The sequence below is a fragment of the Bradyrhizobium sp. WYCCWR 12699 genome (assembly GCF_032144035.1).
Classification (GTDB): domain Bacteria; phylum Pseudomonadota; class Alphaproteobacteria; order Rhizobiales; family Xanthobacteraceae; genus Bradyrhizobium.
Map to the genome: position 1 here is coordinate 233,746 of NZ_JAVTJN010000036.1, position 23,172 is coordinate 256,917.

Below are 23,172 nucleotides of genomic sequence, written 5' to 3' on the forward strand. Positions count from 1 at the left end.
CCCTCAAAGCGCATCAAGATATATGTCCAAGCAGTTGAAACCCAAAGCAAAAGACGACTTTTTCGGCGGCGACGAGCCGAAACCCCGCGCCGCCAAGGCGGCGCCGCGCGGAAGCGGCGGGGAAGCCGACTACACCGCGGCCGACATCGAGGTGCTCGAAGGCCTGGAACCGGTCCGGCGCCGGCCAGGCATGTATATCGGCGGCACCGACGAGAAGGCGTTGCACCATCTGTTCGCCGAAGTCATCGACAACTCGATGGACGAGGCGCTGGCCGGACATGCGACCTTCATCGGAGTCGAGCTGACTGCGGATGGGTTCCTGACCGTCACTGACAACGGCCGCGGCATCCCGATCGATCCGCACCCGAAGTTCCCGAAGAAGTCGGCGCTCGAAGTCATCATGTGCACGCTGCATTCGGGCGGCAAGTTCGACTCCAAGGTCTACGAGACCTCCGGCGGCTTGCACGGCGTCGGCATCTCCGTGGTGAACGCCCTCTCCTCGCGGCTCGAGGTGGAGGTCGCGCGCGGCCAGAAGCTGCATCGCATGATTTTCGAGCGCGGCCACCCCAAGGGCAAGCTCGAGGACCTCGGCAAGGTCAACAACCGTCGCGGCACGCGCGTGCGCTTCAAGCCGGACACCGACATCTTCGGGCCCAAGGCCGCGTTCAAGCCGCAGCGCCTGTTCAAGATGACGCGCTCGAAGGCCTATCTGTTCGGCGGCGTTGAGATCCGCTGGAACTGCGCGCCCGAATTGCTCAAGGGCGTCGAGGACGTGCCGGAAGAGGCCACGTTCCACTTCCCCGGTGGTCTCAAGGACTATCTGGCGGCGGCGATCCACGCCGATACGCTGGTGCATCCCGACATCTTCTCGGGCAAGTCGGGCCGCAACGGCGCGCATGGTGCCTGCGAATGGGCGGTGGCCTGGACCGCGGATGCAGACGGCTTCCTCTCGTCATACACCAACACCGTCCCCACGCCCGATGGCGGCACGCATGAATCCGGCTTGCGCAGCGCGCTGCTGCGCGGCCTGAAGGATCACGCCGAGCGCGTCGGCCAGGGCAAGCGCGCCTCGTCCATCACTTCGGAAGACGTGATGGTGGGCGCGGCCGTGATGCTGTCGGTGTTCGTGCGCGAGCCCGAATTCCAGGGCCAGACCAAGGACCGTCTCGCCACCGCCGAAGCACAACGCATCGTCGAGCAGGCGATGAAGGATCCGTTCGACCATTGGCTGTCGGGCAATCCGAACATGGCCAACCGGCTGCTCGACTTCGTGATCGACCGCGCCGAGGAGCGGCTGCGGCGGCGGCAGGAGAAAGAGACTGCGCGGAAAACCGCGGGCAAGAAGCTGCGCCTGCCCGGCAAGCTCGCCGACTGCACCGATGCCGGCACCGAAGGCTCCGAACTCTTCATCGTCGAGGGCGACTCGGCCGGCGGCAGCGCCAAGCAGGCGCGCGACCGCAAGACGCAGGCCGTGCTGCCGCTGCGCGGAAAAATCCTCAACGTCGCCTCCGCCGGCAAGGACAAGCTGACTGCGAACGCGCAGCTCTCGGATCTCGTGCAGGCGATCGGCTGCGGCCAGCTCCTGCACTATCGCGAAGAGGACCTGCGCTATCAGCGCATCATCATCATGACCGACGCCGACGTCGACGGCGCGCACATCGCTTCGCTTTTGATCACCTTCTTCTACCGGCAGATGCCGAAGCTGATCGACGAAGGGCATCTCTTCCTCGCGGTGCCGCCGCTCTACAAGCTGACGCACGGCCAGAAATCGGTCTACGCGCGCGACGACAAGCACAAGGAAGAGCTGATCAAGAGCGCGTTCAACGCCAATGCCAAGGTCGAGGTGAACCGCTTCAAAGGCCTCGGCGAGATGATGCCTGCGCAGCTCAAGGAGACAACCATGGATCCGCGCAAGCGGACGCTGCTCAAGGTGGTCCTGTTGCCCGACGACCGCGACACCACCGCAGATTCGGTGGAGCGGTTGATGGGCACCAAGGCCGAGGCCCGCTTTGCCTTCATCTCGGACAAGGCCGAGTTCGCCAGCGAAGAGTTGCTGGACGTCTGAGCCTCGGCGGCGCCGTAATTAGCTCAAGAGCCCCGGCAAAGCCGGGGCTCTTTTGTTTTTGCGAGGGAAGCCACCCTTTGCCGCGATAGTGGCTGCCTGCAGTCCGCCCCGCATCAGGCGATTCCCGGTCCCGTTGCCGCGACTCGGCCAACGACTCACGGCGTTCGGGCGAGGCTGGACTGCCTCCATTTCGGAGACGGCCGAATTTCCTAACGAAACCCTACCAAAAGCCGGGCCAGCGAAATTCTTGCAAGCTATTGAAATTGTAAGCGCATTCCTGATTTTGGCGCTCCAGCCCCAAATGCGCGCGCCCCGGCGTTTTCCGGCAACTGTGCCTGCCCGGCAACAGCATTTCGGCGCGAAACGTCTATAGTCCGGGACATCAGATGACACGAACTTCAGTGCGCTCGCGCCTGCTACGACAGACCAAGGTTGGGGATTTTGACAATGAAGAAGGTTTTGCTCGCTCTGACCGCGGTTGCCGCGATGACCGCTTCGGCCTCCGCGGCCGACCTCGGCGCCCGCCCCTATGTGAAGGCTCCGATGCCGGCGCCCGTCGCTAACTGGACCGGCTTCTACATCTTCGGTGGCGCCGGCGGCGGCATCTGGGATGCGGACTCCCACACCAACTTCGTTGGCGTTCCCGTGACGATCGATCAGCGCGTCGGCGGCGACGGCTGGTTCGGAACGGTCGGCGCCGGTTACGACTGGCAGTTCAGCGGCACCTGGGTCGCCGGCGTGTTCGCCGATGGCCAGTTCGGCAGCCTGCGCGGCAGCCTGAACGATGAGTTCGCCGCCCTGACCGGCCGCATCAAGATGGAAAGCGCTTGGGCCGCGGGCGTTCGCCTCGGCTACCTGGTTGCTCCGAATGTTCTCTCCTACGTCAATGGCGGTTACACCGGATCACATTGGTCGGGCACCGGCCTGACCAATCTGGCCGGAACGCCTGCGGGCTTCCACACCGACTCGTTCAACCGCAACGGCTGGTTCGTCGGCGGTGGCGTCGAGAACAACCTGAACATCTTCGGCATCTCGGCGCCGGGCTGGTTCATGAAGACCGAATACCGCGCTGCCTACTACGATCGCAAGGACATCGCCGTCCGCACCGACGTCGGCAACCTCGTGACCACCGACTCGATCAGCTTCAAGCCCTGGGTCCAGACCATCAGCACCTCGCTGGTCTACCGCTTCAACTGGACCGGTCCGGTCGTCGCCAAGTACTGATCCGATCTCACGATCGAACGTCAAAGCCCCGGCATAGCCCGGGGCTTTTTCGTTGCGCGGTGCGCGGCGGCAGCCACAGGCCCCGCTCTCGGTGGCGCGCAGCTGGCCGCTCAGCTGCGGCCAACCACACGCTATCGGTCATCGCCCTACCCCACGCGTCGCAGCCAGCGCTGGATTTCGCCGCGACGGCATCTGCCGGCGCTGCCATTGTATCCGACGCAGACCTACAGGTACTGTGGGCTCAAGCTTTCGCGGCCGCGGCTATGGTTCATGTCGAGGCTCGCGGCAGCAGCGGACCGATGGGAGGACATGCATGCGCAGATTTCTGCTGGTCGCAGGCCTGTTTGCGACTGCCGTCGGGCTGCTCTGGATCGGACAGGGCACCGGCACGGTCCCCTGGCCGCGATCGAGCTTCATGGTCAACCAGCTGCAATGGGCCGGCTATGGCGCCGCCATGGCCGGCTTCGGGCTGGTGCTGATCTGGCAGAGCAACCAATAGAAGAAACCAGGGAATACAAGCATGACATCCAGCCGGTTCGATCTCCGCGGCAAGGTCGCGATCGTCACGGGAGGCAATGGCGGCATCGGCCTCGGCATGGCGCGCGGACTTGCCGACGCAGGCGCCGACATCGCCGTGGTCGGACGCAACGAGGCGAAGTCCAAAGCCGCCGTCGAAGATCTCAGGCAGCGCGGCGTCAAGGCGATCGCAATTGCCACCGACGTCACCGACAGGGCCGCGATCGAAGCCATGGTCGCCCGCGTCGCGAAGGATCTCGGCCGCATCGATATCCTGATCAACAATGCCGGCATGAGCATCCGCAAGCCGCCGCACGAGCTCGAGCTCGACGAGTGGAACAAGGTGATCGACACCAACCTCACCAGCGCCTTCCTGTGCTCGAAGCTCGCTTATCCGCACCTGAAGGCCTCCGGCAACGGCAAGGTGATCAACATTGGCTCGATGATGTCGATCTTCGGTGCGAGCTTCGCCACGGCCTATGCGGCGAGCAAGGGCGGCATCGTGCAGTACACGCGCGCCTGCGCCAACGCCTGGGCGCCCGATAACATCCAGGTCAATGCCATCCTGCCGGGCTGGATCGATACCGACCTCACCCGCGGCGCGCGGCAGCAGGTGTCGGGGTTGCACGAGCGGGTGCTGGCGCGCACGCCTGCGGGACGCTGGGGCGACATCGACGACTTCGCGGGCATTGCCGTATTCCTGGCATCGCCCGCGTCGAACTTCGTCACGGGCACCGCGATCCCCGTCGACGGCGGCTTCTCAGTGATGGCCTAAGGCGCCGCACGAAAAAAGCCCCGGCATCCCTGCCGGGGCTTCTGCGTCCAAGGGGCCTGAGTCCAAGGGGCCTGGCGCGATCAGTACTTCGCCATCACGGGACCGCCGAACTTGTAGCTGATGCCGACCGTGACGGTCTGGTACTGGCTGGCGACGCTGTAGGGAACATTGCCGTTGGGCGTGACCAGCGGCGCGCCGCCGCGGCGGTAGCGCTCGAAATCGTAATAGCGATACTCGACCTTGCCGAGCCAATTCGGAGCAAACGCGTATTCCACGCCCGCACCCGCCGTCCAGCCGCTGGTGTTCGAGGAGAAGGCGTCGACGCCGACCCCGAGATTCGTGTTCACGTGGCGCTGCTCGCCATAGGCCCAGCCGCCCGTTGCAAAGAGCAGCCATTTGTCGAACGCAACACCGGCACGGCCGCGAATGGTGCCGACCCAGCGCAGCGTCGTCTCGTCCCGGGTGCCGCCCACGAAATTGTCGTCACCCTTGATGTCGGCCCAGGCCAGATCGCCTTCGACGCCGAGCACGAAATTCCTGATCTGCCAATTGTATCCGGCGAGGCCGCCGGCGATGGCACCGCTCGAGCTGTAGCTGTTCGCAAAACCGGCGTCATTGAGCCGGTCGTGATCGCCCCAACCATATCCGCCGAAGCCGCCGATGTAGAAGCCGGTCCAGTTGTAGACCGCCACCGGCGGCGCGATGGGCGCGGCCTTGACTGCCATGTCGGCTGCCGTCGCAATGCCCGGCGCGCCGACCAGAAGAGACAACATTCCTGCAAAAGCCAAAGCCTTTTTCATCGGTATTGCTCCAGAAAAAGTTGCAACAAATCGAAATGGTCTATTGCCGAATTTATACGTCGCGCCGGTCGCGCCGCGAGGCTGAATCAGCCCCGCCCGTCGCTTCCCGTGCGCCATTCGGGAAAAAGTGACATTTGGACCACGCAAGGGTCTGCAATGTTGACGTTTCTCGCCACGCAAAAAAGAGCCCCGGACGAAGCCGGGGCTCTCAGAGTTGGCAGTGCTTTTTTGATCGTTGGTCGCGTTGCGTCGACGTGCTCAGTAACGGGCGATGGTCGGGGCGTCGAACTTGTAGCTCGCACGCACCACGGCCCATTGGATGTCGCGCGGCTTGGTGTCGAAGGTGTAGTTACCCGAGGTGCCGCCGAGCTGATAGGTCTGGCTGCCGAAGGCAGCGTAGTTGTATTCGAGGCCCACGATCCAGTTGCGGGTGATGCCGTATTCCCAGCCGGCGCCGACGGTCCAGCCGTTGTGCCAATGGGTCTGGCCGCCCGAGCCCGTGGACGGGTTCGCAACATTGTCGACCACCGAGAGACGGTTGTTCACGCCGGCATAGCCGCCCTTGATGTAGAACAGGTTGTTCTGCACAGCGAAGCCCGCTCGGCCGACGATTGTCGCGAGCACGTTGGCGCGCCAGCTGAACTGGTCGTCGAGGCCGATGCCGAACACGTTGTTCGTGAACGAGCCGTTGTTGTCGAGGCCGGAGATCGTGCCTTCCATGCCGAACACGTAGTTGTTGGCCTGCCAGTTGTAGCCGATCTGGGCGCCGCCCATGATGCCCGATTTGCGTTGGCGGAAGCCATCACCTACCGAAAGATCGCCGAACGGCGCGCCGGTCCCGTTGTTGATGAACTGCTCGTTGGTCCATGCGCCGCCGATGTGGCCGCCGACATAGAAGCCGGTCCAGTTGAACAGCGGCTCGGCGTAAGCGGGCGCCTTGGTGTAGCGCGCGCCGAGATCGGCGGCGGAGGCCGCGCCCGTCGAAACCAGAGCGGTCGTGCAGGCGAAGGCGGCAATCAATTTAGTACGCATGGTAACACCCCGTGTCCTTTGATGGGCGCACGGTCACAGACGGGTGTTACTAAAATTGGAATCAACAGAGTTAACGCGCCGCGTGGGCTCGCGCGGCTCCGCAAATCCGCCTGCGCTGTTGCACACCCGCAACGCTCTACGCGCGATTTAACGCGACATTATCCCTACCGATGTCCTGCGCTACGATGCCGGCGCGGCCTTCGAGTGCACGTGCTCGGGCCGCACGCCGAGCGCAATCAGGCGCGCCGGAATGCCTTGGAGCCAGGGCAGCGCGGTGACGAGGCGCACGATCAGCGGCACCTTCAGCGGGCGGTCGCCGCCCTGCAGGGCGCCGCTGATGATGTTGTTCTGCACCACCACCTGCATGCGTTGCGTCATCTTCACCGGGAACTCGCGGCGACGCCTGACGGCATCGAGCTCACTCTCGGAGGGGCAGCCGTGCTGCAGCTTGTCCGCCAAGAGGTTGGCGGTCGCGACCGCGTCCTGCACGGCGAGATTGACGCCGACGCCGCCGACCGGCGACATCGCATGCGCGGCATCGCCGATGCAAAGCAGGCCCGGCTGCGTCCAGCGCGGCAGGCGGTTGATCGCAACGGTCAGCAGCTTGACGTCGTCAAAGCTCTTCACGTCGGCAATGCCGGATTTGAGGATCGGCGCCATGCGCACGACGTCGTCGAGCAGCGCCTGCAGCCCCCTCGCCTTCACCGCCTCGTGCTGTCCCTTGGCGATGACATAGGCGCATTGCCAATAGTCGCCGCGATCGAAGGTGATCATCATCTTGCCGGGCTCGACGCGCGCGAACACGTTCTCCGTCTCGTCAGCCCTGCGGCCGGCGCGAAACCACAGAACGTCCATCGGCGCACCGATCTCCTCGACGGCAAGGCCCCCGCGCTCGCGCACGGTCGAATGCCGGCCGTCGCAGGCGATGGTGAGATCGGCTTCGATGTCGATGATTCCGTCAGGCGTTTTCGCCCGCACGCCGGCGATCGTCTCGCCGCGGCGGATGAGATCGACCGCCTCGGTGCTCATCATCACCTTGAGCGAGGCAAAGCGCCGGCCCGCCTCACGCAGGAAGTTCAAAAAGTCCCATTGCGGCATGAAGACGATGAACGGGTATTTGGTGTGAAGCCGGGAAAGATCGGCGATGCGCACCGGCGTGCCGCCGAACAGGCCATCCATCTTCTGCAGCCGCTGATGCGGCAGCTTCAGGAAGCCGTCGATCAGGCCGAGCTCATCCATCACCTGGAGCGTCGAGGGATGCACGGTATCGCCGCGGAAGTCGCGGAAGAAATCCGCATGCTTCTCCAGCACCACGACCTCGATGCCGGCCCTCCCCAGGAGGTAGCCGAGCATCATGCCGGCAGGTCCCCCGCCAACGATGCAGCAACGGACCTTTCTCGTCCGGTTTGATGGTTGGTCGGATGTCATTGCAGCCGCGATCCGCGCGTAACGAGCAAGATGTCGCAGTCAATGTAGCGCCGATTCCGGGCTTTGGCGCCTGAATCTGGATGCGGAACGCGGCCTGCAATGCCGGCCGGCAGCTTGGATCAGGCTTGCGTGTCAGCCACCGGGAATAGATCGACCTGGCGGTTGTTGTTACAAGGGAACACGACCCAAAAGGGCATCCCGAGGAAACGTTCAACGTGGCATGGTTGCTTGCAGGCGTGGCAGCCTGGTTGGCCGTCAACGTCGCGCTCGTCTATCTGCGCTCGCGGCGAGCCCGTGAGGCTGAAGAGAGCGAGCCGCGGGCCTAGCTTCTTGCGTGCCGCGCGTGTTTCAGACGCTCGCGTCAAAACGGCTGCCCGCCCTTGATGCGCCGAGAAAGGCCCGCGCGACGCAGGCCCACGATGGTGCAGCGAGATTACTTCTGATCCTCGTTGCTAGTCCCGGTGCCCGGACTACCGATCGGCAACCCGTTGGGCGCATGACCGACACCGGCGTTCCGTTCAGCTTGCGCTGCCGTCGGTGTCTTACCGTTCGCGGTCGGCGGCTGGACGTTCGGATTGTTCAGGCTGTTGTTGCTGTTGACGTTGGCCCCGGTGGTGGTGCTGTGCGTTCCCATTCCCGAGGGAGCCGACGGCCCTGAATTGGCGCTGCTGGACGAGGTGCCCATTCCGGCACCCGAGCTGGCCGCAGATCCCGCGCCTCCAGTCCCCGTCCCGGCAGCAGCCCCTGCACTGGCGCCGCTACCCGCGGCACCGCCGCCAGCCCCTCCTCCGCCGCCACCGCCGCCTCCCTGGGCAAAGGCCGCCGTCGAAAGTGCCGCACAAGCAATCGTCACGAGGATGGATTTGCGGATCATGGATGGTCTCCCTGGTTTCGCAGACAATCCAGGGACCTAAGAGTTGTTCCTGGGCCGAACGTCTTCGACCTCAGTCGTTGAGCGCCGAAGACCTCAGCTCTCGTCGCTCTGCCAGAAGCTCAGTGACGGTTGGACGACGACAGCAAACGCGGCAAGAGCGAGGATGGCGATGGCGACGAATGCAATTGCGAACTCTTCCATGAAGTCTCCCGGCGCCACAGCCCTCTTCCGGCATGCATGCCAGACCGTTGCGGCGGCATGGTGGCTCCAAGGTGGATTTAACAGGCCTTTTGCGGAGGGGTTCCCTGTCGCTCCGTTTCGTCAAAAGCGTCCGACAGCTCCAACCCGCCGTGACCCATTCGATGAAGAGGGATCATCAATGATCACTGCCGGTTCGCGCTCCGAAAGCTCTTGATCTCCGACACGCTGCCGTCGCGATAGGTCAGCTCCACCGACACGGACTGCGTCGCTGGGGCGAGCTTCATGTAGAGCGGCATGCCGGCGGTGATGGCGCTGGGGTCGCGCATGTCGCAGGGCGGCATCTTGAGCACCTGGTTGGGCACGGCGGTGTCGATGCCGATGCGCACCTCGCGGATGGCGCAGCGGTAGGACACGAGGTGGGTGTAGTAGACCAGGAGCCCGTTGAACTCGCGGAACGACAGCCAGCTCGTCGACGTCATATCGAGGATCTTGCGCTGGTCGCGGATCAGCGCGGCCTCGGGATCGAAGCGGATCGGGAACGGTCCCTGCATGTCGCCGGACTGATCGACATAGCGGACCTCGATGGTGCCGGCCTGCGCATCCGGCGGCAGCTCGATCGACGGGTTCGGCATGCGCTTGCGCGTGCGTGGATCGAGCGTGTCGATGAATCCAGTCTCGCGGAAATCGCCCTTGCCGGCCATGCGCCAGGAAATGCCGAGCGTCGGATCGGCGAAGGAGAACACCACGCTCCAGCCGCCATTGTGCCGCGAGAAGCTCGCGATCGGCGCATTCAGCGTCTCCTCCTTCGGCAGCTGCGGCACCGACACCGGCGGCAGCGCGGCGAGCTTCTGCGGCGGCGGGTCGGCCGGACGCGCAGTGGCATCCTTCGCCATGCCGCTCAGGAAGACGTCGTCGACCATCTGGTCGAAATAGACCGGCACCTGCCTGTGCTTGACGGTGTCGGCCATTTCGCTGACGGCGCGGCGGGTGCGCTGCGCCACCTGCACGAGGTTCTCGCCGGGCTGCAGCAGCTCCCTGGCGAAGGTGCGCGTGAACACCGAATTGGGATTGGTGTCGTCGTTGGACAGGCGATCGAGCGCAGTCTGGCGGGGACCGGCCGAGAACACCGAGAACACGCCTTCGGGCAGCAGCGTCATCGGCGCGAGGCCCCCGGCACCGGCGACCGCGCGGGTGCCCTTGCGCTCGAACGGATTGTTGCGACAGGCGTCGAACACCAGGATCGAGGTCCGCGCCTTCTTGTTCTGCAGACGCTCGATGATGCGGTCGGCGAGGATCGAGGCGTCGCGCACCAGCTCTTCCTGGCCTTCCGTCGCCGCCGGCACGTCGGTCGGCAGAAGATAGTTCTGGCCCGCGATCTCGAAGCCGTGGCCGGCGTAGAAGAAGAACGCGGTATCGCCGGGCTCGATCGCCTTGTCGAAGGCGAGCAGCGTCTCTGAGAATTGCTGCCGGTTCTGGTTCTCGGCGACCATCACCGAGAAGCCGAGCTGCTTCAGCGTGTCGCCCATGGTGCGGGCGTCGTTGACCGCCTTGAGCAGCTTCGGCACGTTCCTGTAGTCGTTGTTGCCGACGACCAGCGCAACGCGCTTCTCGGCATGAGCGGGAAGCGCAAAGCCGCTGAGCCCCGCCGCAAGGCCAAGGGCCGCCAGAATTCGCAAAAGCCGACGCGTCATCGCAAGTTTCCCGTTGCAGATCGGCGCAGAGGCCGCTTCCTTCGAACAGCAGTTCATTGGACCCCCTGCCGCTGTGAGATAGTCGGCCCAGACGTAACGACGGTTCAAGGGACGCCGCGCTCCGGTTCCCCGATCTCGCTATGGCAGATTCCCGCGGAATCTGCTCTTTCTAGGGCAATTGCGTGCAAGCGGGGGCTGCCGTGTATCGCTGGTGTACCGACGAGGTCGAGCCGAATGAGCGGTTCGACTATTGGCGCGAGGTGCGCTCCAAGGGATTGTTCGGCGTCACCGCCGAGCTCGCGCGCGAACAGCGCGCGGACTTCTTCGGCGAATTCTCGCTGCACCAGCTGGGCGGCGCCGGCCTCGTCGAGCTGAAGGCCTCCCCCTACACGGTCGAACGCAGCAGCTCCGACATCGCCCACGCGCCGGGCGACGCCATCTGCGTCTACCAGCAGCTCGGCGGCGGCGGATGGTTCGGCGGCCTGCGCGGAAGCGACTTTGCGATCGCCAACGGCCGCTTCGCGACCAGCCATACCGACCTGCCCTACCGCACCGCGCCGCTGGGCGCCGAGGGCTTCCATCTGCGGATCCTCAAGATCCCGCTCGGCACCATCCCGGCCCAGGACAAGCGCATGCGCGAGCTTGCGCCCCGCACGTTCGACGATCTCACCCTGGCGCCCCTGTTAGGGGCCTGCTTTGCCGAACTCGGCGAAGCCTCTACGGAGCAAGGAGCCGACGATGCGACCTCCCTTGTCCAGGCGTTGGCCCATCTGGCGCTGATCGAGCGCGGCATCGTCAGACCCGGCAGCCGGCGCGGACAGGCCGCGTTGCGGACCGCCCGCCTCTCGCAGGCCCGGCGCCTGATTGCGCACCATCTGCAAGATCCCAATCTCACGCCGATCATGGTGGCTGACCTGCTCGGCGTGTCCGTGCGCCACTTGCATATGCTGTTCGAGGCCGCGGAAAGGAGCTTCTCGCAGACCGTGACGGAGGAACGGCTGAAACAAAGCCGCCGCCTGATGCGTGAGGCGCCCGAACGGCTGATCGCCGACATCGCGGCCTCCTGCGGCTTCGAGAGCCTTGCGACGTACTACCGGGTCTTCAACGCCGCCTACGGCATGGCTCCCGGAGATTTCCGGGCCCACGGCTCGGATCGGCGTTAGCCGCCCGGCCCGGGAGCTCGCTCGGTCGATGCGCGGGCCGGAAAACCCCAACCGCGCCCGTGATTTGGGCAAAAACCTCAGGTTTTTTAGGGCCTTCCCGCGTCCGCTCCATTGACTTTGGCCGATTCCCGCCTATGTTCCGGGGCGACGCGGCTCAGATCGAAGAGCGATTCCTGAGCCTTGCGCTTTGTTCGCGTGAGTCAGCACCCCCAGCTTCTTTGAGAGCGCGCCGTTTCGGGGTGGAACGCGACAGCCTTATTACCCTCGATTCCGAACGGCGGTTTCGACCAGAGGCTCAATGTCCTTTACAGATCTCGGACTGTCCGAAAAAGTCCTCGCCGCAGTGGCGGCCACCGGTTACACCACCCCCACCCCCATCCAGGAACAGGCGATCCCCCACGTCCTCGCACGCAAGGACGTGCTCGGCATCGCCCAGACCGGCACCGGCAAGACCGCGGCCTTCGTGCTGCCGATGCTCACCATCCTCGAAAAGGGTCGCGCCCGGGCACGCATGCCGCGCACGCTGATCCTCGAGCCGACCCGCGAGCTCGCGGCCCAGGTCAAGGAAAACTTCGACCGCTACGGCGCCGGCCAGAAACTCAACGTCGCCCTCCTGATCGGCGGCGTCTCCTTCGGAGACCAGGATGCCAAGCTGACGCGCGGCGTCGACGTGCTGATCGCAACCCCCGGCCGACTGCTCGACCACACCGAGCGCGGCGGCCTCCTGCTCACCGGCGTCGAACTGCTCGTCATCGACGAAGCCGACCGTATGCTGGACATGGGCTTCATCCCCGACATCGAGCGCGTCTGCAAGCTCGTCCCGTTCACGCGGCAGACCCTGTTCTTCACCGCGACCATGCCGCCGGAAATCCGGCGCATCACCGAAGCTTTCCTGCACAATCCGCAGAAGGTGGAAGTCTCCAAGCCCGCCACCACCGCCGTCACCGTCACGCAGGTCCAGGTGCCCGCCGGGCGCGAGGCGCACGAGAAGCGCGAGCTGCTGCGCCGGCTGCTGCGCGAGGCCAAGGACCTCAAGAACGCGATCATCTTCTGCAATCGCAAGCGCGAAGTCGCGATCGTTCACAAGTCGCTCCAAAAGCATGGCTTCAGCGTCGGCGCCCTGCACGGCGACATGGACCAGTCGGCCCGCACGGCTGCACTCGAACAATTCCGCAAGGGTGAGCTGCCGCTCCTGGTCGCCTCCGACGTCGCCGCCCGCGGCCTCGACATTCCCGAGGTCAGCCACGTCTACAATTTCGACGTTCCCCATCACGCCGACGATTACGTCCACCGCATCGGCCGCACCGGCCGCGCCGGCCGCACCGGCACCGCGATCTCGATCGTCACGCCGCTCGACCAGAAGTCGATGGTGGCGATCGAAAAGCTGATCGGCCAGAGCATTCCGCGCGCCGAGGGCGATTACGAAATCCAGGCTGAATCCTCCGACGGGACCGAGCGTCCGCGCGAGTCGCGTGGCCGCGAGCGTTCACGCGGCGGACGCGGCAAGCCGCAGCGCGGCCGCGACCGTGAGCGCAGCCACGAGCCGCGCGATGCCCGCGGCGAGGCAAGGCACGCTTCTGAGACCAGGCCTTCAGCCGAAGCACGGCCCGCTGCCGATGCACGGCCCGCACGCGAGGCAAGGCCGGCACGCGAGGCAAGGCAGCCGCGTGAAGCCAGGCCGTCATCCGAGCCGCGTCATGGCGCCCGCCCGCAGGCCAATAATTCGCACGTGCCGTCGATCGGCCGTCCCGAGCCGCGCCGCCAACGCGAGGCCGACAGCGAGCCGGGCGATCACTCGCATCTGCCGGCATTCCTGCTGCGGCCGGTCCGCTCTCCCGCGGGCGCCTGAAGCGCGCGAGCGCGCTCCAGGTTTAGGTTGCGAAAACAGGAAGTGCACGTTTTTAGACGTTTCGTGAACGTATATTTACGGGGTGTTCACGATCGTCCGTTAGCCTACGAACATAATTTAAGCATTGCTGCGGTCGTCGGCGCACCGACCGCTGTGGAGTATGTTCCGTGGTCAAGGTGCTCGACGAACACGAACGCACGATGGCGTTCGCCGAAGTAGCGCTCGGTCAGATCCGATCGCTTCGGCAGACGGCAATTCCCCGCAATTACGAGATCTGGTACGTCTACGCCACCGGCTACAACGCGCCGCTCAACAAGATCGTCAACGAGACGCTGGCGCGCAGCGGCAAGCTGACCGAAGCCGATCTCGAGCAGATCTACGAGACCTATCTCTCCCACATCAAGACCACCGACCGCATCGACAAGGTCGGCGCCCGCGTCATCGGCGAGATCGACGACGTGATGAAGGTCCTGAGCGACGCGCTCGGCATGACCGGCTCCTACGATGCCAGCCTGTCGGGCGCGGCCGCGAAACTGTCGTCGGCCAAGAGCCGCGACCAGATCAAGGCGATCGTCGAAACGCTGCTGCGCTCGACCAGCGAGATGCGCGAGACCAACAAGGCGCTGGAAGACCGCCTGACGCTGTCGAAGAACGAGATCAGCAATCTTCAGCAGAGCCTGGAGGCGATCCGCGCCGAGAGCCTGACCGATCCGCTCACCGGCCTCGGCAACCGCAAATATTTCGACCGCATGATCGGCATGGCCGTGCAGAGCGCGCTCGCCTCGGGCGAGCCGCTGTCGCTGCTGCTGTTCGACATCGATCACTTCAAGTCGTTCAACGATTCCTACGGTCATCTCACCGGCGACCAGGTGTTGCGGCTCGTCGGCCTGTCGCTGAAGCAGACCATCAAGGGCCAGGACATCACCGCGCGCTATGGCGGCGAGGAATTCGCGGTCGTGCTGCCCAACACTGCGCTGCGGCAGGCCCTCACGGTCGCCGACCACATCCGCCGCGCGGTGATGGCGAAGGAATTGAAGAAGAAGTCCACCGGCGAGATCCTCGGCCGCGTCACGATTTCGGTCGGCGTCTCCATGCTCAAGCCGGGCGACGACACCGACGCGCTGATCGAGCGCGCGGACGCCTGCCTCTACGCCGCCAAGCGCAACGGCCGCAACCGCGTGATCTGCGAAGCCGATCCGGAATACGCGGTCGAGAGCCATAGCCGGGTGGCGTGAGCATTCACGAGCCGCCGCTTGACTTTGTTCCAGCGAGAACAACATCTGACACGACTGCCAATTAGCCGCCTGCCCCGGAGCTCGCAAAGGGACTTGTCGTCGTGTCCAATCCCCACGATTTCCACACGCCGCAACCGTCCTACACCAGGGACGAGCTGCAGAGATCGAGCGAAGGCGGCTATTTCGGGCCTGGCAATGCGCAATTGCCGGCACCGCCGATGCTGATGATGGACCGGATCACGGAGATCAGCACGGACGGTGGCGCGTTCGGTAAAGGCCATATCGTCGGCGAGCTAGATATCGCGCCTCATCACTGGTTCTTCGATTGCCATTATCGCGGCGACGCGGTGATGCCGCCAACCCTGGGCCTTGATGCGATGTGGCAAATGGTCGGCTATTGGCTGGGCTGGTCAGGCTCTCCGGGCAAAGGCCGCGCCATCGGCGTCGGCGAAGTGGAGTGCACGGGCGAGATCACCCCCGACACACAACGCGTGCGCTACGAGGTCGCGATGCGCATGGTCCGCCGCGGCAAGCTGGTGCTCGGAATTGCCGACGGCCGCGTGCTCGCCGACGGCGTCTGCGTGTTCACGGCGAAGGACATGAGGGTTGGCCTCACTAAAGGCGTCGATTGAGCTGTCGTAGGGTGGGCAACGGCGCGCAAGCGCCGTGCCCACGACCCCGGCGATTATATTCAATCGGTGGGCACGCTTCCACCTTCGCTCTACGAGCTACAGTGGTCGCGTCGCTTTGCCCGCCCTACGCTCTGTCTTCTTGACTGCCTTCTTCGTCGTCTTCTTGGCAGCAGGCTTCTTTGGCTCGGTTTTCTTGCTGGCCGCCGTCTTCCCCTTCGGCCGCTTCTTCACCTTGGCCCGCTGGGCGGCGGCGAGTGCCGCCCTCGCCCATTGCACGAAATCCTCGGAATCATCGAACAGGCGCGCCGGCAACTCCCAATAGGAGTTGACCACCACGGTCTTGGCGCGGGTCGAATATTGGAACGGCTTCGATCCCTCGGCCTCGAAGTCCGGAATGGTCACCTCGTCGGCGCGGAAGAACAGGCCCGCGCGCAAAGCGAGCGCGAAGTTGACGCCGTCGACGGAGATGCCGTGGCCGGAGAACATCTTGCGGATGGCGACGGGGCCGAAATCGGAAAACAGGTCGATCAGAAATTCGCGGTCCATGCTCACGCTCTCTCGCGCCGCGGACGCAGCGCGCCGTGCAACGGTGCGCTGCTGAGCCGGGGCCCATGCCCTCTGCGACAGGACGTATAGCGTGGGTCCCGGCTCTGCGCAGCAGCACAAGCGCGCTGCGGTGCGTCCGGGACACGAGAGCGGAGCTAGGATTTACCCGTCGATCTTGGCCGGCCGCAGCTCGACCGACTCGCCGCAGCCGCAGGCGGAGATCTGGTTGGGGTTGTTGAAGACGAACTGGGCCTGCATCTTGTCGGCCTTGTAGTCCATCTCGGTGCCTAGCAGGAACAGCACGGCCTTGGGATCGACCAGGATCTTGACGCCCTTGTCCTCGACGACCTCGTCGGTCGGCCGGACGTCGTGGGCATATTCGACCGTATAGGACTGGCCGGCGCAGCCGCCGTTCTTCACGCCGACGCGCAGGCCCACGATCTCGGAATCGGCGCGCTGGGTCAGCTCGGTGATCCGCTGGGCGGCAGCGTCCGTCAGCCGCATCACCTGCGGGCGCGGCCGCCGGGGCTTTGGAGTGGATGCTGGTGTTGCCTGGGTCATGTTATCTATGTGGTCCGTTGCGGAGCGAATTCAATGCGAGCTGTGACCGTCACCACATGTTGAGCACGAGGCGGGCCTCGTCGCTCATGCGCTCGGGCGACCACGGTGGCTCCCAGACCACCTTGACGTCGACCACGCCGACCCCGGGAACGCTGGCGACCGCGTTCTCGACCATGGTCGGCAGCTCGCCGGCGGCCGGGCAGTTCGGCGTCGTCAGCGTCATCTGGACGTCGACGGAGCGATCGTCCTTGATCTCGACCTTGTAGATCAGGCCGAGCTCGTAGATGTCGGCCGGAATTTCCGGATCGAACACGGTCTTGAGCCCGGCGATGATCTCGGTGGTCAGACGCTCGGTTTCCTCCGGCGGCAGCGCCGAATGGGTCTCCATTGGACTAGCTTTGATTTCGGCAGTGTCACTCCTCATGCGAACAAATCCCGCGCCTTCAACAGCGCCTGTGCCAGATGATCGACTTCTTCCCGCGTATTATACATGCCGAACGAGGCCCGGCAGGTGGCCGTCACGTTGAACCGCTCTAAAAGCGGCATCACGCAATGGGTGCCGGCGCGCACGGCGATGCCCTGGCGATCGATGACGGTCGCGACATCGTGGGCATGTGCGCCCTTCAGCTCGAACGAGATCACCGGACCCTTGCCCCGCGCCGTGCCGATCAGCCGCAGCGAGTTGATCTCGCGCAGGCGATCCTGGGCGTAAGTCGTGAGGTCGGCCTCGTGCGCGGCGATGCGCTCCTTGCCGATCGAATTGACGTAGTCGATGGCCGCGCCAAGGCCGACGGCCTCGACGATCGCCGGCGTGCCCGCTTCGAATTTGTGCGGGGGATCGCCATAGGTGACGATATCGCGCGAGACCTCGCGGATCATCTCGCCGCCGCCGTTGAAGGGGCGCATCGCGACGAGGTGGTCATATTTGGCCCAGAGCACGCCGATTCCGGTCGGACCGTACACCTTGTGACCTGTGAACACGTAGAAGTCGCAGCCGAGGTCCTGGACGTCGACCGGCAGATGCACCGCGCCCTGGCTGCCGTCGACCAGCACGGGAATGCCGCGGGCGTGCGCGATCTTCACCACGTCCTTGACCGGCACGATGGTGCCGAGCGCGTTCGACATCTGCGTGATCGCGACCAGCTTGGTCTTCGATGTCAGCAGCTTCTCGAACTCGTCGATAAGGAAATTGCCCTCGTCGTCGACCGGCGCCCATTTGATCACCGCGCCCTGACGTTCCCTCAGGAAATGCCAGGGCACGATGTTGGAGTGGTGCTCCATGATCGAGATGACGATCTCGTCGCCTTCACCGATGTTCGGCGCGCCCCAGGACGACGCGACCAGATTGATCGCCTCGGTCGCGTTGCGGGTGAAGATCACTTCCTCGGTTCGGGCAGCGTTGATGAACTGCGCGACCTTGGTGCGACCGCCCTCATAGGCCTCGGTCGCCGCGTTGGCGAGGTAATGCAAGCCGCGATGCACGTTGGCGTATTCGCTGGTGTAGGCCTGCGTCATGCGATCGAGCACGGCGCTCGGCTTCTGCGCCGAGGCGGCGTTGTCGAGATAGACGAGGTTCTTGCCGTAAACCTGCATGGCGAGCGCCGGAAAGTCCTGGCGCACGCGCGTCACGTCATAGGTGCCGTTCTTGACCGCCGGATGCGTGCTCATTGGCGGCGCTCCAGCCAGCGCTCGGCAACGCCGATCACGTGCTCGCGCAGATCGTCAGCGGCGATCTGCTCGATCGCCTCACCGACGAAAGCCTGGATCAGCAGCGCCTGGGCCTGCTTCTCCGGCAGGCCGCGCGCCTTCAGATAGAACAAGAGGCTGTCATCGAGCGCGCCGGCGGTGGCACCGTGGCCGCAGGAGACGTCGTCGGCAAAAATCTCGAGCTCGGGCTTGTTGTCGGCCTCGGCTTCGTCCGAGAGCAGCAGCGCGCGGGTCATCATCTTGCCGTCGGTCTTTTGTGCGTCGGGACGGACGATGATGCGGCCCTGGAACACCGAGTGGCCGCGGTCGTCGATCACGGCGCGGAAGACCTCGCGGCTGACGCAGTTCGGCACGGCGTGGTCGACCACCAGCGTGGTGTCGCCATGCTCGGTCTTTTTCAACAGGTTGACGCCGTTGGCCGAGAGTTCGCTGCCTTCGCCCGCCAGCGTGATGAAGCCCTGCAGACGGCTCACCGCGGCGCCGGTGGTCATGTTGAAGAAATTGAATTTTACGTTGGCACCGACGGTGACAAAGTGCGACGAGACGTTCACCGCATCGGGCGCGTCATCCATCAGGCGGATATGAGCCACGTCGGATTCATCGGCCGCGGTGATGATCACGGCGTCGTTGACCTGGTAGCCCTTGGCATCCGCCGCGACGAAGGTCTCGACGATGGTGGCGCGAGCGCCCTTCCCGACCGCAACCTGCGAGCGGGTGAACGCCGAGGCCGACGAAGCGGTCGCGATGTGAATGATCTGGATCGGCGCGGACAGTTTTGCGCCGTCGGCGATCTCCAACACGACGCCGTCGGTCGCCATCGCCGCGTTCAGCGCGATCATGGCGTCGGTGGACGCGGTCTTCAGCAGACCCGCGTCCTTCTCCAGCACCTCACGCAGCGTCTTGAAGCCGGCCTCGGCGACGAGCGCCTTCACGTCGGACAGATCGGCCGCAAACACGCCATCGACCAGCACCAGCTTGCGGGCGCCGCCGATCGCATGCGCCTTCACCGCGTCCGCAGCGCGCTTGAACGCGGCCGCATCGGGCGCGGCTGCCAGCGGCAGCACCTCGCCGACCAAGGCGCGCAAATCGGTGTATTTCCATTCCTCGATCCGGCGGTGCGGCAGGCCGAGACGCTCATAGGTCTCGAATGCCTTGCGGCGCACGGCAGTGATCGCGGGCGACCCCGGCAGTCGGCCTTCGGCGCTGGTGAAGAGATCGCTCACCGCGCGGCCCTTTCCGGTCTTTGCCACAGCAACGTTCATCGCAAAATTCCTTACGCGGCATCCTCGAACTGGGCGTAGCCGGACGCTTCCAGCTCCAGCGCCAGTTCCTTGCCGCCGCTCTTCACGACACGGCCCTTCGACATCACGTGCACGACGTCGGGCACGATGTAGTTGAGCAGCCGCTGATAGTGGGTGATGACGACCATCGACCGCTTGGGCGAGCGCAGCGCGTTGACGCCGTCCGCCGCGATGCGCAACGCATCGATGTCGAGACCGGAATCCATCTCGTCGAGGATGCACAGGCTCGGCTCGAACAGCGCCATCTGCAGCACCTCGTTGCGCTTCTTCTCGCCGCCGGAGAAGCCGACATTGACGCCGCGCTTGAGCATGTCCTGCGGGATGTTCAGCGACTTCGAGACCTCGCGGACCTTCTTGAGGAAGTCCGGCGTCGAGTATTCATCCTCGCCACGCGCCTTGCGCTGCGCGTTCAGCGCGGTGCGCAGGAAGTTCATGGTGGCGACGCCGGGAATCTCGACCGGGTACTGGAACGCCAGGAACACGCCCTTGGCGGCGCGCTCGTCCGGCGACATCTCCAGGAGGTCCTCGCCCTTGAACAGGATCTGGCCGTCGGTGACCTCGTAGCCGGGCTTGCCGGCGATGACATGGGAGAGCGTCGACTTGCCGGAGCCGTTCGGCCCCATGATGGCGTGGATCTCGCCTTCGTTCACGGTCAGCGTCAGCCCGTGGAGGATCTCACGCTCCTCGACACGAACCTTGAGGTCTTTCACTTCAAGCAAAGCCATCTTGGTATCCAGTCTATTCAATTGATGTTGGAGCGCCGAAGCGCGCCGCGAGGGTCGGTGCTTAGCCGACCGACCCTTCGAGCGAGATCGAGATCAGCTTCTGCGCTTCCACCGCGAATTCCATCGGCAGTTGCTGCAGCACGTCCTTGACGAAGCCGTTGACGACGAGGCCGACCGCCTCTTCCTGCGAGAGACCGCGCTGGATGCAGTAGAACAGCACGTCCTCGGAGATCTTTGAGGTCGTCGCTTCGTGCTCGAACGTCGCCGAGGAGTTCTTGGCCTCGATATACGGCACGGTGTGCGCGCCGCATTTGTCGCCGATCAGCAGCGAATCGCAGGCGGTGAAGTTGCGTGCGCCGGCCGCCTTCCGGTGAGCCGTGACAAGACCACGATAGGTGTTCTGCGATTTGCCGGCCGCGATGCCCTTCGAGATGATGCGGCTCGATGTGTTCTTGCCGAGGTGGATCATCTTGGTGCCCGAGTCGACCTGCTGGAAGCCGTTCGAGATCGCGATCGAGTAGAACTCGCCGCGCGAATTGTCGCCGCGGAGAATGCAGCTCGGATATTTCCAGGTGATCGCCGAACCCGTCTCGACCTGGGTCCAGGAGATCTTGGAATTGTTGCCGCGGCAGTCGCCACGCTTGGTGACGAAATTGTAGATGCCGCCCTTGCCTTCCGAATTGCCGGGATACCAGTTCTGCACCGTCGAATATTTGATCTCGGCATCGTCATGCGCGACGAGCTCGACCACGGCGGCGTGCAGCTGGTTCTCGTCGCGCTGCGGCGCGGTGCAGCCTTCGAGATAGGAGACGTAGGAGCCCTTGTCGGCGATGATCAGCGTGCGCTCGAACTGGCCGGTGTTGCGCTCGTTGATGCGGAAATAGGTCGACAGCTCCATCGGGCAGCGCACGCCCGGCGGCACGTAGACGAACGAGCCGTCAGAGAACACCGCCGAGTTCAGCGTCGCATAGAAATTGTCCGAGGTCGGAACCACCGATCCCAGATATTTCTGCACCAGCTCGGGATGCTCGCGGATCGCTTCCGAGATCGGCATGAAGATCACGCCGGCCTTCTTCAGCTCCGCCTTGAACGTGGTCGCAACCGAGACCGAATCGAAGACCGCATCGACCGCGATCTTGCGGCGCGCCGGATCTTCCTCGCCGGGCTTGGGCTCGACGCCCTCGAGCATGGCGACTTCCCGCAAGGGAATGCCGAGCTTCTCGTAGGTCTTCAGGATCTCCGGATCGATCTCGTCGAGCGAGGTGACCGTCTTCTTCGGCTTCGGCGCGGCGTAATAATACAGGTCCTGGAAGTCGATCTTGGGATAGTCGACGCGCGCCCAGGTCGGCTCCTGCATGGTCAGCCAGCGACGATAGGCCTCAAGCCGCCACTGGAGCATCCAGGCGGGCTCGTTCTTCTTCTCGGAGATGAACTTGACGGTCTCTTCCGACAGCCCCTTCGGGGCCTTGTCGGACTCGATCAGGGTTTCAAACCCATAACGATACTGGTCGACGTCGATGCGCTTCACGCGCTCGACCGTCTCTTGCACGGCTGGCATTCTATCCTCCGCTCGCGGTTTCAAGGACCGCGGTGGATCAAACTCGAACGAGTATTACGATGTTTCTGTGCGGAAAGCACGGCTTAGAACCGTTCAAGCCGTGTTTCATCGCTTAAGTCTTAAGTAGGCTATTACCGAGCTTTCGCCAAGCCTCTAACGCCCTGTTGATGTCTTCTGGTTCCGTGGACCAGCCCAGACTGAGACGCACCGCTCCCTGGGCCACCGCCGGATCACATCCCATGGCCGAAAGAACGTGCGACGGCTGGACCTTGCCCGAGGAACACGCTGAACCGGAGGAAACGGCGACGCCTTCGAGGTCAAAGCCAATCACAGCGGTCTCGGCCTTGAGGCCCGGCGCCGTGAACAAAACGGTATTTGGCAACCGCTCGACGTCCCCAGAGAAGATGGTTGCGCCCGCAACGCTCCGGATACCATTTTCCAAGCGATTTCTGAGAGTTGCTACGCGCTCCGCATCCTCCGGCAGAGCCTGAAGCGCGACCTTCGCTGCCGCGCCGAAGCCGGCGATGCCTGCGACGTTCTCGGTTCCCGCGCGACGGTTCAGCTCCTGTCCCCCGCCCCGCAGCACCGGCTCCAGTCCGGCGATCCCCTCGGCCACGACCAGCGCACCGACCCCCTTGGGGCCGCCGATCTTGTGTGCAGAAAGGGTCGCAAGGTCGGCGCCTATAGCTTTGATATTGAACGGGATCTTGCCGAGCGCCTGGATCGCGTCGACGTGCAGCAGGCTCCCCGCCTCGTGGACGATGCCCGCGGCTTCGGCGACCGGCTGCAGCGCGCCCGTCTCGTTGTTTGCGGCCATGATCGACACCAGCGCCGGCGGGCCGTCGTTGAGCTGCGCCCTGAGATGCTCGAGGTCGACGACGCCGGAACGCGTGACGCGGATCAGGCCGATGGCGGCCCCCGGAAACCGGCCACCTGCCAGCACCGAGGCGTGCTCAACCGCCGAGACCAGCAGCCGTTCGACGGGTCCACCGGACGGCCCCCGCAAACCCGGCGACAGGGCCAGCGAATTTGCCTCGGTTCCAGACGAGGTGAAGACGACGTTCCGCGGCAACGCGCCGACTGCCGCGGCAAGCGCAGCACGGGCGTCCTCGATCAGCCGTCGCGCTTCCCGCCCCTCGGCATGGACCGACGACGGATTGCCGACGAGGTCATAGGCCGCAACCATCGCCGCCCGCGCCTCGGGGCGCAGCGGCGTGGTCGCATTCCAGTCGAGATAGACACGGGTCGGCATCTCGCCCTCTTAGCACCTTTTGCCATCCGTCCAATCG

Annotated in this window: 21 protein-coding genes; 8 read left to right on the plus strand and 13 right to left on the minus strand. The window is 64.6% G+C overall.

Annotated features, from left to right (window positions below; genetic code table 11):
* Positions 1–22: 22 nt before the first annotated feature.
* The 4 genes from parE (at position 23) to RPS27_RS25920 (ending at position 4,580) form a co-directional block, all read left to right on the plus strand.
* Complete coding sequence (gene parE / locus RPS27_RS25905) at positions 23–2,065, plus strand: DNA topoisomerase IV subunit B (RefSeq protein ID WP_211417183.1); 2,043 nt, start codon at positions 23–25, stop codon at positions 2,063–2,065.
* 447 nt (positions 2,066–2,512) lie between these two features.
* Entirely contained in the window at positions 2,513–3,289 is a 777-nt protein-coding gene (locus RPS27_RS25910; protein WP_211417184.1) for an outer membrane protein, read from the plus strand.
* A 313-nt stretch (positions 3,290–3,602) separates the two neighbouring features.
* The gene (locus RPS27_RS25915) at positions 3,603–3,788 is read left to right on the plus strand and encodes a hypothetical protein (RefSeq protein WP_018641722.1); all 186 of its coding nucleotides are present in this window, start codon (positions 3,603–3,605) and stop codon (positions 3,786–3,788) included.
* 21 nt (positions 3,789–3,809) lie between these two features.
* Positions 3,810–4,580 (plus strand): SDR family NAD(P)-dependent oxidoreductase, encoded by a 771-nt coding sequence (locus tag RPS27_RS25920; protein ID WP_212066365.1) that lies wholly within the window; start codon positions 3,810–3,812, stop codon positions 4,578–4,580.
* An 80-nt stretch (positions 4,581–4,660) separates the two neighbouring features.
* On the opposite strand, the gene RPS27_RS25925 is transcribed toward RPS27_RS25920, so the two are convergent.
* From RPS27_RS25925 to RPS27_RS25945, 5 genes are all read right to left on the minus strand, one after another.
* Positions 4,661–5,380 (minus strand): outer membrane protein, encoded by a 720-nt coding sequence (locus tag RPS27_RS25925; RefSeq protein ID WP_212066364.1) that lies wholly within the window; start codon positions 5,378–5,380, stop codon positions 4,661–4,663.
* A 258-nt stretch (positions 5,381–5,638) separates the two neighbouring features.
* Positions 5,639–6,412 (minus strand): outer membrane protein, encoded by a 774-nt coding sequence (locus tag RPS27_RS25930; protein ID WP_212066362.1) that lies wholly within the window; start codon positions 6,410–6,412, stop codon positions 5,639–5,641.
* Between the two features lie 180 nt (positions 6,413–6,592).
* The gene (locus RPS27_RS25935) at positions 6,593–7,840 is read right to left on the minus strand and encodes an FAD-dependent oxidoreductase (protein WP_212066360.1); all 1,248 of its coding nucleotides are present in this window, start codon (positions 7,838–7,840) and stop codon (positions 6,593–6,595) included.
* Between the two features lie 433 nt (positions 7,841–8,273).
* Positions 8,274–8,714: a hypothetical protein gene (locus RPS27_RS25940; protein ID WP_313754703.1), complete on the minus strand. Its 441-nt coding sequence runs from the start codon at positions 8,712–8,714 to the stop codon at positions 8,274–8,276.
* Positions 8,715–9,097: 383 nt separating this feature from the next.
* Positions 9,098–10,606, minus strand: coding sequence for a caspase domain-containing protein (locus RPS27_RS25945; RefSeq protein WP_212066358.1), 1,509 nt, complete (start codon positions 10,604–10,606; stop codon positions 9,098–9,100).
* A 200-nt stretch (positions 10,607–10,806) separates the two neighbouring features.
* On the opposite strand from RPS27_RS25945, the gene RPS27_RS25950 reads away from it, so the two are divergent.
* The 4 genes from RPS27_RS25950 (at position 10,807) to fabA (ending at position 15,485) form a co-directional block, all read left to right on the plus strand.
* A complete protein-coding gene (locus RPS27_RS25950) occupies positions 10,807–11,769 on the plus strand; it encodes a helix-turn-helix domain-containing protein (RefSeq protein ID WP_212066356.1) in 963 nt (320 codons plus the stop codon).
* A 298-nt stretch (positions 11,770–12,067) separates the two neighbouring features.
* Entirely contained in the window at positions 12,068–13,618 is a 1,551-nt protein-coding gene (locus RPS27_RS25955; RefSeq protein ID WP_211417191.1) for a DEAD/DEAH box helicase, read from the plus strand.
* 167 nt (positions 13,619–13,785) lie between these two features.
* A complete protein-coding gene (locus RPS27_RS25960) occupies positions 13,786–14,853 on the plus strand; it encodes a GGDEF domain-containing protein (RefSeq protein WP_212066354.1) in 1,068 nt (355 codons plus the stop codon).
* 101 nt (positions 14,854–14,954) lie between these two features.
* Positions 14,955–15,485, plus strand: a complete 531-nt coding sequence (fabA, locus tag RPS27_RS25965; protein WP_212066352.1) for a bifunctional 3-hydroxydecanoyl-ACP dehydratase/trans-2-decenoyl-ACP isomerase — start codon at positions 14,955–14,957, stop codon at positions 15,483–15,485.
* Between the two features lie 96 nt (positions 15,486–15,581).
* Here fabA and RPS27_RS25970 read toward each other — a convergent pair whose 3' ends face one another.
* The 8 genes from RPS27_RS25970 to RPS27_RS26005 form a co-directional block, all read right to left on the minus strand.
* Positions 15,582–16,031 carry a TfoX/Sxy family protein gene (locus tag RPS27_RS25970; RefSeq protein WP_212066350.1) on the minus strand — a complete coding sequence of 150 codons (450 nt, stop codon included), beginning with the start codon at positions 16,029–16,031 and terminating at the stop codon, positions 15,582–15,584.
* 162 nt (positions 16,032–16,193) lie between these two features.
* Positions 16,194–16,592, minus strand: a complete 399-nt coding sequence (locus tag RPS27_RS25975) for a HesB/IscA family protein (protein ID WP_018323036.1) — start codon at positions 16,590–16,592, stop codon at positions 16,194–16,196.
* 49 nt (positions 16,593–16,641) lie between these two features.
* Positions 16,642–17,016: an SUF system Fe-S cluster assembly protein gene (locus tag RPS27_RS25980; RefSeq protein ID WP_313754704.1), complete on the minus strand. Its 375-nt coding sequence runs from the start codon at positions 17,014–17,016 to the stop codon at positions 16,642–16,644.
* Complete coding sequence (locus tag RPS27_RS25985; RefSeq protein WP_212066348.1) at positions 17,013–18,260, minus strand: cysteine desulfurase; 1,248 nt, start codon at positions 18,258–18,260, stop codon at positions 17,013–17,015. Before RPS27_RS25985 ends, RPS27_RS25980 begins: the two co-directional genes overlap by 4 nt.
* Positions 18,257–19,561 carry a Fe-S cluster assembly protein SufD gene (gene sufD, locus RPS27_RS25990; RefSeq protein WP_212066346.1) on the minus strand — a complete coding sequence of 435 codons (1,305 nt, stop codon included), beginning with the start codon at positions 19,559–19,561 and terminating at the stop codon, positions 18,257–18,259. The genes RPS27_RS25985 and sufD overlap by 4 nt, the downstream gene beginning before the upstream one ends.
* A gap of 11 nt (positions 19,562–19,572) precedes the next feature.
* Positions 19,573–20,325, minus strand: a complete 753-nt coding sequence (sufC, locus tag RPS27_RS25995; protein ID WP_194402257.1) for a Fe-S cluster assembly ATPase SufC — start codon at positions 20,323–20,325, stop codon at positions 19,573–19,575.
* Positions 20,326–20,386: 61 nt separating this feature from the next.
* On the minus strand, positions 20,387–21,883 hold the full coding sequence (gene sufB / locus RPS27_RS26000) for a Fe-S cluster assembly protein SufB (RefSeq protein ID WP_212066344.1): 1,497 nt from the start codon (positions 21,881–21,883) through the stop codon (positions 20,387–20,389).
* A gap of 112 nt (positions 21,884–21,995) precedes the next feature.
* On the minus strand, positions 21,996–23,135 hold the full coding sequence (locus tag RPS27_RS26005; protein WP_212066342.1) for a cysteine desulfurase family protein: 1,140 nt from the start codon (positions 23,133–23,135) through the stop codon (positions 21,996–21,998).
* Positions 23,136–23,172: the final 37 nt, after the last annotated feature.